Here is a 15,077-nt window from a genome sequence, read left to right as displayed (position 1 = left end):
GCCGGGCCACCATAATCACGCCAGATGAAGCTGCTGCTGATCGAAGACAACCCCACCATGCAGACCACCCTGCGCCGCAGTTTCGAGCGGCGTGGCATGCAGGTGCTGGGCTGCGACGACGGGGCCAGGGCGCTGGCCCTGTGGCAGGCCAGCCTGCCCGACGCGGTGCTGCTCGACCTGAGCCTGCCCGGGCTGGACGGCCTGGAAGTGCTGAGCCAGGCGCGCGCAATGGGCCTGACCACGCCGGTCATCATCCTCACTGCGCGCGGCACCGTGGGCGACCGCATCCTGGGCCTGAACACCGGCGCCGACGACTACCTGCCCAAACCGTTCGACCTGGACGAGCTCGAAGCCCGGCTGCGCGCCCTGGTGCGCCGTTCCGCCAGCGCGACGCCGGCCCCGCCGGTGTGGTGCGGCATGCACGCCGACAAGGACAGCGGTGCGGTGTATTTCGACGGCCAGCCCATGGAACTGGCCCCGCGCGAACTGGCCTTGCTGCGCGCCCTGCTCGGCAAACCAGGCCACGCCATCGCCAAGGAGCGCCTGTTCGAACTGGTGTTTCCCGGTGAAAGCCAGGTGCAGCCCGAGGCCATCGAGGTGGTCGCCTACCGGCTGCGCAAGAAGATCGCGCACACCGGGGCGCAACTGGTGACGCTGCGCGGGCTGGGCTACCTGCTCAAGTCCGAGCCTTCATGAACAGCCCGGCAACCCTTTCCTTGCGTCGCACCCTCTTGCTGGGGATCCTGCTGCCGGTGTTTGCCTTCGTGCTCATCAACACCGTGGTGCTGTACCGGCAGGCGCTCGCCGCGGCCGACACGGCCTACGACCGCACGCTGCTGGCCACCGCCAAGTCGCTGGGCGAGCAGTTGCAGGTCTCGGGCAGCGGGCCGGGCGCGCGCGTGCAGTCCACCATGCTGTATTCGGCGCTCGAAGCCTTCGAGGCCGACAACCGGAGTCGGCTCTACTACCGCGTCAACGGTTTCGATGGCGAAATGGTGTCCGGCTTCGACGACCTGCCCGCCCAGCGCGGCAGCATCCCGACCAAGAACATCTACGCCGCCCTGGTGAACTTCTACGACGATGAGTACCGGGGCGTGCCGGTCCGCATGGCGGTGCTGCTGCAGCCCGTGGCCGGTGTCGAAGGTCTGGGCATGGCCACCATCCAGGTGGCCGAGACCCTGGAGCTGCGCCAGACGCTGGCGCGGCAGATCCTGGTCGACACGCTCTGGCGCCAGGCGGTGCTGGTGATCGTGATCGCGCTGGTGGTGGTGTTCGTGGTGCAGCGTGCCACCCGGCCGGTTCGCGCCGTGAGCCACGCGCTGGCCGCCCGCAGCGAGAACGACCTCTCTCCTTTGCCCACCGAAGGCGCGCCTCGCGAACTGCGCCCCCTGCTGGATGCCACCAACCAGCACATGCAGCGCCTGGCCGATCTGCTGGACCACCAGAAGCGTTTCGTGCGCGACACCTCGCACCAGTTGCGAACGCCACTGGCGGTGCTCAAGACACAGGTTCAGTCGGCGCGGCGTGGCGATGTGGAGCCCTTGCAGGCGCTCGAAGAAATCGGCCATACCGTGGACCGTGCCACCGAACTGGCCAACCAGATGCTCGCGCTGGCCAAAGTCGAACAGCTGCGCCAGGACAAGAACGTGCCGGTGGTGGACTGGTCGGAGGTGTTGCGGGCGGTCGCGCTCGATCTCTCGGCCCTGATTGCCGATCGTTCGCTCGACTTTTCGCTGGACGCCCGGCCCGCGCCGGTGCAGGCGCACGAATGGGCCCTGCGCGAACTCAGCCGCAACCTGCTGCACAACGCCGTCAAGAACACCCCGGTGGGCTCGCGGCTTGCGGTGTCACTGGTGACCGACGGGCACACCGCCGCCCTCACCGTGAGCGACGACGGACCGGGCATCTCGATTGCCCTGAGGGAGCGGCTGTTCCAGCCGTTTGCCACCGACCACAGTCGCGGGCCGAGCCTGTCAGGCTCAGGACTGGGCCTGGCGATCTGCCGCGAGATCGTGAACTCGCTGCGCGGCAGCATCGACCTGGACAACCGCGTTCAGCATGGACAGGTGCTCGGGCTGGACGCCACCGTGCGACTGCCTTTGTCACCCACCCCCAACGAGACATGAAGACACCCTCTGCCGACAGCACCGCCAAAGTTCGACTCGACAAATGGCTCTGGGCCGCGCGCTTCTACAAGACGCGCAGCCTGAGCAGTGAGGAAATCGACAAGGGAAGGGTGAAGCTCAACGGCGCCAGCGTGAAGCCCTCTCGAGATGTGAAGCCGGGAGACGTGCTGGAACTGCGCATCGGTCACGAAGTGCGCACCGTGGTCGTGCGGGCCTTGAGCGGCGTGCGCGGCCCGGCTCCTGTGGCCGCCCTGCTCTTTGAGGAAACGCCCGAATCACTTCAACAACGCCACGAAGCCGCCGAGCTGCGCCGGCTGGCGCCCGAGCCAGCGCACAGCCAGCCGCTCGGCCGTCCCACCAAACGCGACCGGCGCCACATCGAAGGCCTGCGCGACTCGCCGCCCGGGTGGAACGACCGCTGGAGCGCCTCACTCGATCAGGAATAGCGCGGCAACTTCAGCCCTTGCGCAGGCCCAGCCACATCACCGTGGCCACCACCACCAGGCCGCCCGCCACCTGCACCAGTGCGATCGACTGACCGAGGATGGCCCAGGCCAGCACGAGCGCAAAGATGGGCTCGATGTTCATGATGGCGGAGTTGCCCACCACACCCAGCCTGGGCAACACCGTGAACATGATGGTGAATGCCGTGCCGTAGAGAAAGGTGAGCCCCAGCAAGCCCACCCAGCCCATGGGCGCCTGTGGCAGTGCCAGGCCACCCTGCACGCTGGTGGCAATCAGCGCCATCAAGGCCACGATGGCCATGGTGGTCGTGGTTCGCAACCGCCGGTCCAGATCGCCGGTTTCCTGCTGCGTGATCACCAGCGCCAGGCCGAAAGTGGCCGCGGCCGCCAGCGCAAAGCCCACGCCCACACCAATGCGCGACCAGTGCCCGGAGGCCCCCAGGCCAGACGCCGCACCGAACACATCAAGTGCCAGCGCCAGCCCCACCAGCATGACCGGCATGGCGCGCAGAACGCGCGGCGCGGCGCGCTGGCCGTACACCACGCGCGCCCACAAGGCCGTCCACAACGGGTAGGTGTTGAAAGCCAGCAGCGCCAGTGCCACCGGCAGGCGGGCCACCGATGCATACAGGCAAAGGCTCTGCACGCCCACCAGCAAGCCGATGATGGGCAGGGCCTTGCGGTGGCGCGGCTGCAGGTTCAACGGAACCCGGTACACCACCAGCATGAGCCCGACCACCAGCGCAGTGACACAACTGCGGAAAGCCACCGCCGTTGCGACGCTCACCCCGCTGTCGAACGCCAGCCGCGCGGCGACATGGTTGGCACCCATCATGAAAGCGATGAGCAGCAGCGTGGCGAACGCGGTGGTGGAAATGCCGGCGGTGGACGGTGGTGTGGAAGTGGACATGGCCGCGCAGAAATGAAAAACGCGCCCGGAGGCGCGTTCGTGTGGCTGGCATGTCTTGGCGGAGCGAGAGTCTGCCGGAATCGAACCCCAGAACGCACCGGGTAGTCTCATTCTACCGGCATTCTCCTATGGCGATCAGAAACCAGTAGACCCACGTTGTATCGCGTGATATCGTCCAGTCTCACTCAAATTGATGGACATGGCGATGGACAATTCTCACTGGCGAACGATATGGCCCGCATAGCCAAAGAACTTGGCGCACTGCAGGTGCAACGGCTGATGCAGCCCGGTTGGCATGCAGTGGGGGGTGTCTCGGGCCTGTACTTAAAGATTGCACCCACCGGCGCCAGAACCTGGGTGCTTCGCGCCACGGTGGGCAGCAAGCGCCGTGACATGGGCTTGGGTGGCTACCCTTCGGTCACGCTGGCAGGCGCACGCGAAAAGGCCCGAGAAGCCCGCCTGCTGATCGAGAAGGGGACCGACCCGATCCTAGCCAAACACCAAGCCCGCTCTGCACTGATCGCGGAGCAGGCCAGGGCAAAGACCTTTGAAGAAGCTGTCACCGCGTTCATGGATGCGAAGAGCGATGAATGGCGCAACGTGAAGCATCGCCAGCAATGGGCCAACACCCTCGCCACCTACGCCAGTCCGTACATGGGCAAGGTGCTGGTGTCCGATGTTGCCCAGGCACACGTCGAGCAGGTGCTTCGCCCAATCTGGCGCGAGAAAACCGAAACGGCCACCCGGGTGCGTCAGCGAATCGAGAAGGTGCTCGACTTCGCCAGGGCGAGCGGATGGCGCACCGGGGAAAACCCCGCCTCATGGCGCGGCCGGCTGTCCGAGCTGTTCCCCAAGCCGAGCAAGATCAAGACAGTGGTGCACCAGCGTGCGCTAGCCCCGCGCGAGATGCACGCCTTCATGCTGGATCTGCGCAAGGCATCCGGCACCGCCGCTCGCGCGCTGGAGTTCGCCATCCTGACCGCCGCACGCAGCGGCGAGGTCCGTGGTGCCACTTGGGCAGAAATCGACCTGCATGGCGGGTTCTGGACCGTCCCAGGCGAGCGCATGAAGGCCGGGCGCTTGCACCGAGTGCCGCTGTCTGCGCAGGCCTTGAGGTTGCTCAAGGCGCTGCCCCGGATCAAGGGCAATGACCTACTCTTCCCTGCCCCGCGCGGTGGCCAGCTTAGCGACATGACCCTAACTGCAGTGCTCCGTCGCATGGAGGTGGATGCAGTTCCCCACGGCATGCGCGCCTCGTTCAAAACTTGGGCGATGGATCACACCGAGTTTCCGCGTGAGCTGGTGGAGATTGCCCTCTCGCACACCGTGGGCGATGCCGTGGAACAAGCCTATTCACGCAGCGACATGGTTGAACGTAGGCGCGTGCTGATGACCGCTTGGGCGAAGTTCCTCGCCCTACCGCAGAAGGCTGCGAACGTGGTTAGGTTGCGGGGGGCTGCATGAGCACACAAAAGCCAACGAAACCAGCGAGCACTGGTAAGAAGTCCTCAGCAACGAAAAAGGCCACTAGCGATGCCACGCGAATGCCCGTCTCGCGAGCCAACAAGTCGTTAGCCGAGTACCTGCAAGGTAAGACGCCTGCGGAGCGCATGGCTGTGATGCGAGACATTCAGCAGCACCCCGACTATTTCGCGCTGCAACGGCTCGAAGACGCGCTCACTCAAGCCCATTTCTCCCCGGAGGTGCGAGCATCGGCGGTCATGAGTGACTTTGTGTTCCTGATGCGAGAGGTGCTGGCCGAGTATGTGCCGGGCACGGAACTGAGCGATCTCGTTGAACCGCTGCGACGGCTCATTGCTAACCATGGCGGCGGACGCCCTCCAAAGGCTGACCCCCTTGCTGTCCTAAAAACACAATCCGCGTTGGAGGCGGCTTGGCATCCAGCCCCACAGAGGGCGGCAGCGAAGCAGCACAACGTCACCGACCGGACTGTTCGAAACTACGCGAGCTCCAAAAAAGTGAAACCGGGTTAATTCCGCTGTCGTTGTTTTGATCGCCCGATACCGCAGCCGAAGGCATAGCGGGATCACTTGGGGCGACAGATGACAAACCTCGAATCACGGTCCTACCGACCGAAGCAAGCCGCGGAACTGCTCGGTATCGGCACTGCAACCCTCTGGCGCTGGATCAAAGAGCGACCGGACTTCCCTCAACCCATTCGCCTGAGCGCACGCTGCACCGTCATCCCCGGCGATCGGTTGATCGCATGGCGCGATGCGCAGGCGAAGGGCGAACATGGACCGAAGGTGTCCGCGTGAGCAGGGGCCAGAAAAGCGAATGCCCGGGTGGAGCCGGGCACATCGCACAAAACCAAAATGCTGACGCCACCATTGTCCCACCATCGCCCGATGGCGGCAACGTGGAGAAACGCCGCTCGACCGCGATTGCGCGCCTGGCATTGCGTGGGCACGTCACGACGGCGGTGCTGACTGGCGCATATTTCGTCAGCCGCCAAGGGCTCACGCGGTACTGCAGAACCCTTGATGAGCTTGAGGCGTTCGCGCGCCAAGTGGGGGCGCGATGAGCTTCGACCGCGACCGTCGCCCCGAGCCAAGGGGCTACTTTGAATCCGAGGGCCTGACGCTCAAGGGTCCGGGCAAGTGGAAGACCACCATCTGCAACTTCCACGGTGGCAGCGATTCGATGCGCGTCAACGTGGCGACCGGTGCCTGGGTGTGCATGAGCTGCGGTGAAAAGGGCGGTGACGTGCTGGCCTTTCACATGGCATCCCACGGGCTGGAATTCGTTGACGCTGCCAAGGCCCTCGGATGCTGGGTGGAGGATGGCAGGCCACTGCGCCCGCAGAAGCCCGCGCCACTGCCACCGCGCGCTGCCCTTCAGGTGCTTGCCTTCGAGGCCACGCTGGCCGCGGTAGCCGCTGGCAACGTCGCGCATGGCGTCACCCTCACCGAACCCGACCGGTTCCGCCTCTTGACCGCCGCCGGCCGGATCAATCGACTGGTGGAGGCCTACGCATGAGGGCCTCTGAATACGACAGCTTTGCCGCCTCTCTGGATGCCGACATTGAGGCGCGCGGTAGCTCACTGCGACCGCCCTTTGCATTGCCTGGTGTGGTGCTGGCGTGCGGGACCGAGCTGACGCCTGAGCCCGTTGAATGGCTGTGGCCCTACTGGCTTGCGCTCGGAAAAGTCCACATCCTGGCAGGTGCGCCTGGTCAGGGAAAAACCACCATCGCAGCCGGCGCGCTCGCCGCTACCGTCACCATCGGCGGGCGCTGGCCCGATGGCACGCGCTGCACGCCTGGGAACGTCATCGTCTGCAGTGGCGAGGATGATCCAGCGGATACGCTGCTCCCCCGCTTCATTGCAGCTGGTGGCGACCGCTCGCGCATCTTCTTTGTGCAGGGGATCCGGGACGAAGCCGGCCTGTACCCATTCGACCCTGCCCGCGACATGCGTGAGCTTGAGACCGCCATCAAAGCCGCGGGCGGTGCAAGCCTGGTCATTCTCGATCCGGTGGTGTCTGCCGTGACCGGTGACAGTCACAAAAACACCGAGGTGCGCCGCTCCCTGCAACCGCTCGTTGACGCCGCCGCCGCTGGACGCTTTGCCGTCCTAGGCATCACGCACTTCAGCAAGGGCGGCCAGGGTGGCGACCCGACCCAGCGGGTGATCGGTTCGGTGGCATTTAGTGCCGTGGCCCGGGTGGTGCTGGTGGCCGCGAAGGTGCGAGGCGAAAACGGTGAAGACCGCCGCATTCTGGCGCGCTCCAAGTCCAACATTGGCCCGGATGATGGCGGTATCGAGTACCACCTGGAACAGGTGGAAGCACTGCCAGGCATTGAGGCATCCCGGGTGACGTGGGGCAAGACGGTCGAGGGGAGCGCGCGCGCCTTGTTGACGGACGTTGCCGACGATGCCGAACAGGCACCAAGGGAGAGCGCCGCCGACTTCCTGCGCGAGGTGCTCAAGGACGGACCCACGTCAGCCAAGATCGTGAAGGCCGAAGCCGCCGAAGCCGGACATGCATGGAACACCGTGCGCCGCGCCGCCGATGACCTCCTGATCATCAAAAAGAAGGACGGCATGGCCGGCGGCTGGTACTGGCAACTCGCGAAGATGCCCCCGAAGAATACGAAGGAGCCCAACGTTGAAGACTGGGTATCTTCGGATTCTTCGGCTGCACAGGTGAGCACCTTCGACGAAAGCGAGGGCTTTTGAAATGGAAGCCGCAGCCATCTTTCAACGCCTGTACGCGGCCGGTGTTCGCCTGGAACTTCAGGGGGAGCGCCTGAGCGCATCCCCCGCCGCGCGCCTGAACGAAGAACTGAGAGCCCTGATCCGCACCCACAAGCCCGCGTTGGTGACGTACCTGATCGATGCCCACCAGACCACCCTCGAACTGATTGAGGCCGCCATGCGCGCCTGCGACCACCACGGGGACGGCCCCGTGGCCCGGGAGGCCATGCGTCGGGAATGTCTTGAGACGCCGCGAGAACTGCGGGCCGATCTTCGCGACCATCTGAATCAAACGTATCGCGGTGGCACGCCATGACGATGAGCATTTTCTTTTGGGTGCTTACCTGGTGGCGAGGCGGGGCGGGCATCGCCCGATGCAGACCAATCCCCGCTGACACCGAGTCCCCAAGCCGGCATCGCTTTTTCCGTAGTTTCAGACTGAAGAAGTGATGATCGGACTTCCTATTTCCGAGGCGGCCGGAGTGCTGGGAGTCCGCCCTGGCACGCTCGCAAGATGGGTGCGCGAAGGTGCCCCGTGTGTTCAGCGTGGCCGCCGTGGGCGCGGGAATGCCCTCCTGATCGATCCTGATGCAGTGCGCACCTGGCTCGGTGCGGATACGGCCGACGCCTTGATTCTCGAATTGGCCGCCACCTTCCCCGACGTGCTCGCCACCGCCGCCGGCGATGCGTTCCACCTGATCGAAGGGCCACACAAGCGCGCCACCGCGGGTGCGCTGGCTGGTGCATGGTTTCTGGCTGCATCGGCTGTGCTGGATCACTTGCGCCAGCGATGCGCGAGCGTGGGCGAGATCCAGGCACTGCCGGATGAAGTGCAACGCCTCCAGAAAATCGCAAAAGGCGTTTGATTTTTGCGTGACTGCGTACCTTGGTTCCATCGTCACCAACCGGAACACCAAAATGGATTCACTTGAACTCGCCTACGTCAAACGCGCGGAAGCATCGATCGCCATGCTGGCGTCGGGCATTCCGAACACCGAAAAGAAGGCTGGCGCATTCGTCACCATCGCCCGCCGACTGCTAAGCGCGGGCCGCAACGAGATCGCACTCAGCGCACTCAAGGCGCACGCAACCGATGACCTGGTGACGAAGGCCATAGGCAACGCTCTGGACGTCGATGATCTGTGGCGAGGTCCCGAGGCGCAGGCCCTTGCGCGTGCATACCTCGCGTCCATCGCCGAGTTCTCCATCTTCGATCAGATCAAACGCTACGCTCGCACGCTTCCTCCGAACATGCGCTTTGCGATGCTTGCGACCGGCGCGGTCGGAAACGTGGTGACCGAGGGCGGTCCGAAGCCCGTCATCGATCTCTCGCTGAACCTGGGCGACGTGGACTTTCTGAAGGCCTGCGCCATCGTCGTGATGAGCCGCGAGCTCTCGCTGGCCACGGGCGCAGAAGGCCAGGCACTTTTCGAACGAGAACTTCGCGAGGCGATCACCCGCGCAATGAACCGCAGCGTGTTGCTGGCGCTCCTGGATACGAGCACCACGACCGTCGCCGCGGGAGCCGACCCACTGGCTAGCTTGCGGGCAGGGTTGCGGGCTGCAGGCCCGAGCTATGGCTTCGTGGTCGCTGTCAGCGAAGGTGACGCCGCCTGGTTGGCAACCCATGAAAGCAATCGATCGGCAGGCGTGCGAGGTGGCGAGTTCGCCCCTGGCATTCACCTTGTGGCGGTGGACGGCCAGGCCGGCATGGTGGTGATCCCCGCAAGCCGCATCGCTCTGTTCGACGGCGGGGTTCGCATGGCCTCCACCGGTGAAGCGACGGTCGATCTTCGCGCCAGCCCGGAGGCTCCCGCACAACTGACTTCGCTTTTCCAGACGAACGCAGTCGCCATGCTCATCGAACGTCAATGGCATCTGGCAGCGGACTCGACTGGTGTCGTCATCGTGGAGGATCTGTAATGGCTACTCGCGACGTGGCCGTGCTGCAGCGCATTCGCGCGCGTCGGCGTGAAATGGCCCATTCAGACCCGCAGGCGATCGAAGTGCAAGGCACCAAATCGATGACCGCGGCAGACGCATACCGGGAGGATGCCCACACGTCTCCCGCTGCGAAGCAGATCGGCTTCGATCCCGAGGAATTCGGGAAGGCGGTAGGCGAAGCAATCCGCAACGCAGTCGAGCCCTTGCACAAGCGCATCGCTGTGCTCGAAAGCGGTGGCGGTAAGAAGGCCGCCGGCCGGTGCGGCCTCGTTTTCAAAGGTGCGTTTCAGCGGGCACTGGACTACGAAGAAGGCGACGTCGTGACGCAGAACGATCGCGTCTATGTCGCTGCGCGGGCGGTATCGGCTGGCGAGGGCCTGCGCGAAGGCATGGCCGGCTGGGTGTTGATGGTCAAAGGAGTAGCGCAATGATCGAGATCGATCGAAGAGCAGTGACCGCAATCCTGCTCGACCGGGTGCGCGACATGATCGAAACGGAATTCCCAGGCACCACGACCAACGCCAATGGTCAGAAGCTGCTCGATGAAATCGTGAGGTCGCCCGGTTTTCAGTCGCTGGTCACGCAACAGGTGGCCGAGTTCGAAGCGCGCATGAAAGGCCAGGTGCATTGATGGCCATACCAAGGGCCCGGGGGGGTGGGCGAAGAATCCGAACCCTTTCGCCCCAGGAAACCGCGCCCCACCTCACGCGCACCGTACACACTGAAACTTGATTTCCATGGACGCACTACACGGCGGGAAAAGAGCAGGCGCAGGCCGCCCCAAAGGGTCGACGACCCGGAAGGCAAAGGCGGGGCAGTCAGGGGCAACCGTATTTGATGATCCGCTGGCCTACCTTTGCGCGGTCGCAACTGGTGCCATCCCTGGCGAGGCGCTGCGAGTTGCCGCGGCGAAAGCCGCCCTGCCCTTCACCACACCGAAGGCCCGGGCACCTGTGGCAAGCCCAGCACCGTCCAGCCTGCGCTCGAAGGTGCAGCGCAGTTCCGAAGCAGCGGACGAACGCGCATGGGCCGCCAAGGCCGCCAGTGTGCGCAAGCGTTTGAAGGGTTCAACCGATGGCCGTTGATATTCGACCGATGCCGGCGTGGTGCCGAGGCACCAGAAACCGCGCTGGACCGCCGCCGGTCTTTCCGGGTGGCGACCCTACGCCCGAGGATGTGGAACTAGCTCTGGCGCTGTTCCAGGAGCTTGATGCGGACAGCCAGGCTTGGTACGGAGGTGAATCCTTCGCGCGACGTCTGCAGAAGCGTCTGCGCTGAACACCGGCGGCACCAGCCTGAGAGGGTGCGCAAAATCGCGCATGCTTCCCGGGGAGGATCGGGAGACTCGCTCAATCCTCTGACAGCCGGAACATGATCCAGCCAATCCGGTTGAGCACCAGTCCACACAGCGCGACCCACTTGCCGTAGGGCTCGCCACCGGCGCCGATCACAACACCGATCAGGCCCAGAAGAGCGCCTACCCACAGCAGGATTTTGGAGACGTCCATGGTCCCGATGTACGTTACGCAGGGTGCATCTAGAGGGGGTCGCGGTGCTGCCGAAGAGCTTCTTTCACGACGGCCAGCAGCCAGGTGCGCGCGGACTCCGCGCCCTGAACGTGAGACTCAGGAAGCGTCTCAAAGTGTATGGAGGTGAACTGCTTCTCTAGATGATGGTGGACCGCAGCAGCCATCTCTTCGGGGTTCGGGTGGCTTTGCATCAGCGCGACTACCGCAGCTTGATACATGCGATCCCCGCCCCCGAGGTCCTGCATTACGTCCACCGCATTCTTGAACACGGTCTGTAGCTGCTCGACCTTCTGCTCCAGTTCGCGGATGCGTTCCTCTGAGTTCATGTTGCGGCCCTGCCCTCGGATTTGATGATGACCTCGGCATTGTCATTCTTGACGCGGCTTGTGCGCGGGAGGCAGGGACGTGGGCATATGGCTCCTTACTGTGGAGCGCGCAATCATTTCTTGAGAGGGCGCCACATCGATCAGCCACTCCTGCGAGACCCATGCGTCGTTCTCGCGGGCGAGTCCTGAGAACACGATGATGGACTTCTCCTGCCAGCATTCCTTCACCTTCGCCTCGCTCAAGGTGAACATGCCCGGCGCGCTTCTGACCTCCAGAAACTCCAGCACCTTCACCTCTTTGCTGCCGTTCAGATACTTGGTTGTCATGAGTTCGCCGACCATCGTCGTGCGAGCGCCTGCGTTGAGGCGTCGACCGTTCTGGCGCAGTTGGGTCAGGGTGACGCGCATGGCAGAAGCCGTGAGAAAAGGTCCAGCAATTTATACTGTACAAAAATACAGTATACCCTCCTGATCTAGCGTTCCGCGTCGAGAGACGCTGCAGCCTTATGCCGGGCCGGCCGAATCGCGATTCGGCACTTTCTGAACAACTTGAGTTGAGCCTCGTTTGAACCACAGGGAGTTACCAATCAACTCGTCTTTGTCATCCAAGCACACCCTCACAACGAGCCGGCCCTCTTCCTTGGTAACGAACGGACTCATCTGCACTGCGAACTGAACAGTTTTTATCTTTTTCGCGGACGCGTTTGCTGGGGCGACACTTATCAGAGCTTTGTCCATATCCACAATTGCCTGCTTAGGCAACGCGACTTTATGGAGAATTTTCTCATTCAACAACACTTCAAAAGTAAGGGCGTCGAGCACTCTATCTGGCGGCAACTCAATCACGCAGCTGATCGCAAGACGGGGCAACACTAAATCGCCAGTTAGCGGCATTGACACAAATCCACTGCCATACCAACCGACCACAGTTGCTTGGCCCGATTGTTCAGGACGCATGTCCTCACTGTAGAGGCAAAAAAGCCGCGGGGTCTCAAGCTGAAGCATGGTGAACGAGAGTAGCAGCAGCTTCTACAACGACGGTGCGCGATCGCTGGGCATCGAAAATCGCTTGTTCAGGCACGCCCAATGCACCTGCGATAAGAACAATCGTTGAGTACGTCATTTGCTCAGGCTTTCTTTCCCACCTGGCGACGCTTGGCTGATGTGCGCCAATACGCTCTGCAAGTTGTTGCTGAGATAGCCCCGCATTCAGGCGCAATGCGGCCAATCCGCCTGCGCTCTGTTGCGCGACCTTCGAGCTAATCTTTGCTCTTGCACGAGCTAGCGCCGCTGCCATCTCAGGATCAGCCTCTTGCTCGGCAAGATAGTCTTCAACGAGTTGGCCACCTGCTTCTAGCGCAGTGTCCATGAATTCGTCCACTTCAACCCAACGATCATGTCTATAGACAGTGGCCCGGCACTCCACCACTCCTACCGCCATCCCTCCGATATCAACGGTAGATTGGAATTGAATACTTGTCGTATCTAGCTCGTAACTCCCGGAAGGCAGCACTACCTTGATCGTAGGAGGTGTTTCGGTCGGCGAGGGCGAGTGCATAGTAGGTACTCCGTTGGGCGTCAAATCCGACGAGAATCCGGTAGCCTGGTAAGGAGCCATCATCTTCGCGGTACTTGAGAATATAAATATTGAGCCCTAGCTTGCGGGCGTTCTGTAGGACCTTGACCTCGAAAGGAGGGTCGTACAGATAATGGTTGTGCTCCACGCACAGGTCTTCAAGCTTTGCTTGATCACCGGCAAGCTCCTGCAGAAGCAGTAGTGCCTGGGCGGCAGCGTCGATGTCACGATGCTTCAGCGCTTCGATTTCATCTTTAATCTCTCGAGTGACGATCAGTCGAGCCATTTATAGCATGTTTGTTATGTTTTGGCGCCTCGCGGGGCGATTTTTATGCCCCTCCCTAAGCAGGATGCCAAACCTATCACACCAGGCCATTTCGTCACCACATAAAGTGACCAAACTGTCAACTAGTTGCCTCGTCTCAACACTAGCGTCTGCAGCCGTAGCTAGTAGCAAAGTTGACGATGGACACTTTGATGGACACAAAGCAAAAGCGGCCCGGAGGCCGCATATTTACTAGGGTTCTGGCGGAGCGAGAGGGATTCGAACCCTCGATGAGGCTCTACACCCCATACTCCCTTAGCAGGGGAGCACCTTCGGCCACTCGGTCATCGCTCCGGAAGCTGCGTATTATGCCTCAGCTTGCGATGGTGTCCGCCGTCTGGTCGAGGTCGAACTCGCGGTGCAGCGAACGCACCGCCAGCTCCATGTATTTCTCGTCGATCACCACGGAGGTCTTGATCTCGGAGGTGGAGATCATCTGGATGTTGATGCCTTCCACGCTCAGGCACTTGAACATGCGGCTGGCCACACCCACGTGGCTGCGCATGCCGATGCCCACGATGCTCACCTTGCAGATGCGCGCATCGCCCACCACCTCGGCCGCACCGAGCGCGGGCACCACCTTGGCCTTGAGCAGGTCGAGCGTCTTCTGGTAGTCGTTGCGGTGCACCGTGAAACTGAAATCGGTCTTGCCGTCCTTGCTCAGGTTCTGGATGATCACATCGACCTCGATATTGGCATCGGCCACCGCGCCGAGGATCTGGTAGGCGATGCCAGGGGTGTCGGGCACGCCGAGCACCGAAATCTTGGCTTCGTCGCGGTTGAAGGCAATGCCGGAAACGACGGCTTGTTCCATGTCTTCGTCTTCCTCAAAAGTGATCAGGGTGCCGGAGGCGGCTTCTTCTTTCAGGTCGATGTCCCAGGGCGTGAAGCTGGAGAGCACGCGCAGGGGCACCTTGTACTTGCCGGCAAATTCCACCGAGCGGATCTGCAGCACCTTGCTGCCCATGCTGGCCATCTCCAGCATTTCCTCGAAGCTCACACGATGCAGGCGACGCGCTTCGGGCACCACGCGCGGATCGGTGGTGTAGACGCCGTCCACATCGGTGTAGATCAGGCATTCGGCCGCCTTGAGGGCAGCGGCCACGGCCACGGCCGAGGTGTCGCTGCCGCCACGACCGAGCGTGGTGATGTGACCGTCGGGATCCATGCCCTGGAAACCCGTGACGATGACGACCTTGCCCGCTTCCAGATCGGCGCGGATGCGGGCGTCATCGATCGATTCAATGCGTGCCTTGGTGTAGGCGCTGTTGGTCTTGATCGGCACCTGCCAGCCTGCGTAGCTCACCGCCTCGATGCCTTCAGCCTGCAGCGCGATGGCGAGCAGCGCAGACGACGCCTGCTCGCCGGTGGCGGCGAGCATGTCGAGTTCGCGGCCGTATGCCGTTCCCGGTCGGGCCGGGGCGAGTTCCTTGGCCAGGCCCAGCAGGCGGTTGGTTTCGCCGCTCATGGCGCTGGGCACCACCACGAGCTGGTTGCCCGCGCGGTGCCACTTGGCCACGCGGCGCGCCACGTTGCGGATGCGCTCGGTCGACCCCATGGAGGTGCCGCCGTACTTGTGAACTATCAAAGCCATCGGGATTGGTCGGAGTGGAGTGGTCGTCTCTGGATGCCCTCTTTCCCGGGCTCCATCAGGCAA

Annotated in this window: 21 protein-coding genes and 1 tRNA gene; 13 read left to right on the top strand and 9 right to left on the bottom strand. The window is 63.0% G+C overall.

What is annotated here, in order from left to right:
- The first annotated feature begins 24 nt into the window (after positions 1-24).
- The 3 genes from ACTIEY_RS07570 to ACTIEY_RS07560 are packed head-to-tail and all read left to right on the top strand — an operon-like array spanning position 25 to position 2,572.
- Positions 25-696, top strand: coding sequence for a response regulator transcription factor (locus ACTIEY_RS07570; protein ID WP_439518506.1), 672 nt, complete (start codon positions 25-27; stop codon positions 694-696).
- Entirely contained in the window at positions 693-2,126 is a 1,434-nt protein-coding gene (locus ACTIEY_RS07565) for a sensor histidine kinase (RefSeq protein ID WP_439518505.1), read from the top strand. Before ACTIEY_RS07570 ends, ACTIEY_RS07565 begins: the two co-directional genes overlap by 4 nt.
- The gene (locus ACTIEY_RS07560) at positions 2,123-2,572 is read left to right on the top strand and encodes an RNA-binding S4 domain-containing protein (RefSeq protein ID WP_439518504.1); all 450 of its coding nucleotides are present in this window, start codon (positions 2,123-2,125) and stop codon (positions 2,570-2,572) included. Before ACTIEY_RS07565 ends, ACTIEY_RS07560 begins: the two co-directional genes overlap by 4 nt.
- 10 nt (positions 2,573-2,582) lie before the next feature.
- Here ACTIEY_RS07560 and ACTIEY_RS07555 read toward each other — a convergent pair whose 3' ends face one another.
- Positions 2,583-3,500, bottom strand: a complete 918-nt coding sequence (locus ACTIEY_RS07555) for an EamA family transporter (RefSeq protein WP_439518503.1) — start codon at positions 3,498-3,500, stop codon at positions 2,583-2,585.
- Positions 3,501-3,731: 231 nt separating this feature from the next.
- Here ACTIEY_RS07555 and ACTIEY_RS07550 point away from each other — a divergent pair, with 231 nt between their 5' ends.
- The 10 genes from ACTIEY_RS07550 to ACTIEY_RS07505 all read left to right on the top strand — a co-directional run bounded on the left by ACTIEY_RS07550 (position 3,732) and on the right by ACTIEY_RS07505 (position 10,295).
- Complete coding sequence (locus tag ACTIEY_RS07550; protein ID WP_439518502.1) at positions 3,732-4,964, top strand: tyrosine-type recombinase/integrase; 1,233 nt, start codon at positions 3,732-3,734, stop codon at positions 4,962-4,964.
- A complete protein-coding gene (locus ACTIEY_RS07545; protein WP_439518501.1) occupies positions 4,961-5,494 on the top strand; it encodes a hypothetical protein in 534 nt (177 codons plus the stop codon). The genes ACTIEY_RS07550 and ACTIEY_RS07545 overlap by 4 nt, the downstream gene beginning before the upstream one ends.
- Positions 5,495-5,563: 69 nt before the next feature.
- On the top strand, positions 5,564-5,779 hold the full coding sequence (locus tag ACTIEY_RS07540) for a helix-turn-helix transcriptional regulator (RefSeq protein ID WP_439518500.1): 216 nt from the start codon (positions 5,564-5,566) through the stop codon (positions 5,777-5,779).
- Positions 5,780-6,041: 262 nt separating this feature from the next.
- Positions 6,042-6,500, top strand: coding sequence for a CHC2 zinc finger domain-containing protein (locus ACTIEY_RS07535; protein ID WP_439518499.1), 459 nt, complete (start codon positions 6,042-6,044; stop codon positions 6,498-6,500).
- Positions 6,497-7,702 (top strand): AAA family ATPase, encoded by a 1,206-nt coding sequence (locus tag ACTIEY_RS07530; protein WP_439518498.1) that lies wholly within the window; start codon positions 6,497-6,499, stop codon positions 7,700-7,702. Before ACTIEY_RS07535 ends, ACTIEY_RS07530 begins: the two co-directional genes overlap by 4 nt.
- A 1-nt stretch (position 7,703) precedes the next feature.
- Positions 7,704-8,036 (top strand): hypothetical protein, encoded by a 333-nt coding sequence (locus ACTIEY_RS07525; protein WP_439518497.1) that lies wholly within the window; start codon positions 7,704-7,706, stop codon positions 8,034-8,036.
- 133 nt (positions 8,037-8,169) lie between these two features.
- Positions 8,170-8,586 carry a helix-turn-helix domain-containing protein gene (locus ACTIEY_RS07520; protein WP_439518496.1) on the top strand — a complete coding sequence of 139 codons (417 nt, stop codon included), beginning with the start codon at positions 8,170-8,172 and terminating at the stop codon, positions 8,584-8,586.
- On the top strand, positions 8,546-9,643 hold the full coding sequence (locus tag ACTIEY_RS07515; RefSeq protein WP_439518495.1) for a hypothetical protein: 1,098 nt from the start codon (positions 8,546-8,548) through the stop codon (positions 9,641-9,643). The genes ACTIEY_RS07520 and ACTIEY_RS07515 overlap by 41 nt, the downstream gene beginning before the upstream one ends.
- Positions 9,643-10,095, top strand: coding sequence for a hypothetical protein (locus ACTIEY_RS07510; protein ID WP_439518494.1), 453 nt, complete (start codon positions 9,643-9,645; stop codon positions 10,093-10,095). Before ACTIEY_RS07515 ends, ACTIEY_RS07510 begins: the two co-directional genes overlap by 1 nt.
- Positions 10,092-10,295 (top strand): hypothetical protein, encoded by a 204-nt coding sequence (locus tag ACTIEY_RS07505; RefSeq protein WP_439518493.1) that lies wholly within the window; start codon positions 10,092-10,094, stop codon positions 10,293-10,295. Before ACTIEY_RS07510 ends, ACTIEY_RS07505 begins: the two co-directional genes overlap by 4 nt.
- A gap of 718 nt (positions 10,296-11,013) precedes the next feature.
- Here ACTIEY_RS07505 and ACTIEY_RS07500 read toward each other — a convergent pair.
- The 8 genes from ACTIEY_RS07500 to ACTIEY_RS07465 form a co-directional block, all read right to left on the bottom strand.
- Positions 11,014-11,172 carry a hypothetical protein gene (locus tag ACTIEY_RS07500; RefSeq protein ID WP_439518492.1) on the bottom strand — a complete coding sequence of 53 codons (159 nt, stop codon included), beginning with the start codon at positions 11,170-11,172 and terminating at the stop codon, positions 11,014-11,016.
- Positions 11,173-11,201: 29 nt separating this feature from the next.
- Positions 11,202-11,519: a hypothetical protein gene (locus ACTIEY_RS07495; protein WP_439518491.1), complete on the bottom strand. Its 318-nt coding sequence runs from the start codon at positions 11,517-11,519 to the stop codon at positions 11,202-11,204.
- 42 nt (positions 11,520-11,561) lie between these two features.
- Complete coding sequence (locus ACTIEY_RS07490; RefSeq protein WP_439518490.1) at positions 11,562-11,927, bottom strand: hypothetical protein; 366 nt, start codon at positions 11,925-11,927, stop codon at positions 11,562-11,564.
- Between the two features lie 96 nt (positions 11,928-12,023).
- Positions 12,024-12,476, bottom strand: coding sequence for a hypothetical protein (locus ACTIEY_RS07485; protein WP_439518489.1), 453 nt, complete (start codon positions 12,474-12,476; stop codon positions 12,024-12,026).
- 34 nt (positions 12,477-12,510) lie between these two features.
- Positions 12,511-12,900, bottom strand: coding sequence for a helix-turn-helix domain-containing protein (locus ACTIEY_RS07480; RefSeq protein ID WP_439518488.1), 390 nt, complete (start codon positions 12,898-12,900; stop codon positions 12,511-12,513).
- 70 nt (positions 12,901-12,970) lie between these two features.
- Positions 12,971-13,381, bottom strand: coding sequence for a hypothetical protein (locus ACTIEY_RS07475; RefSeq protein WP_439518487.1), 411 nt, complete (start codon positions 13,379-13,381; stop codon positions 12,971-12,973).
- A gap of 240 nt (positions 13,382-13,621) precedes the next feature.
- A tRNA-Ser gene (locus ACTIEY_RS07470) sits at positions 13,622-13,714 on the bottom strand.
- Positions 13,715-13,733: 19 nt separating this feature from the next.
- Positions 13,734-15,014 (bottom strand): aspartate kinase, encoded by a 1,281-nt coding sequence (locus ACTIEY_RS07465; protein WP_439518486.1) that lies wholly within the window; start codon positions 15,012-15,014, stop codon positions 13,734-13,736.
- Positions 15,015-15,077 lie beyond the last annotated feature (63 nt).

It is taken from the genome of Hydrogenophaga sp., assembly GCF_051858985.1.
Classification (GTDB): Bacteria; Pseudomonadota; Gammaproteobacteria; order Burkholderiales; family Burkholderiaceae_C; genus Hydrogenophaga.
This window is presented reverse-complemented; position numbering and strand designations above follow the sequence as displayed.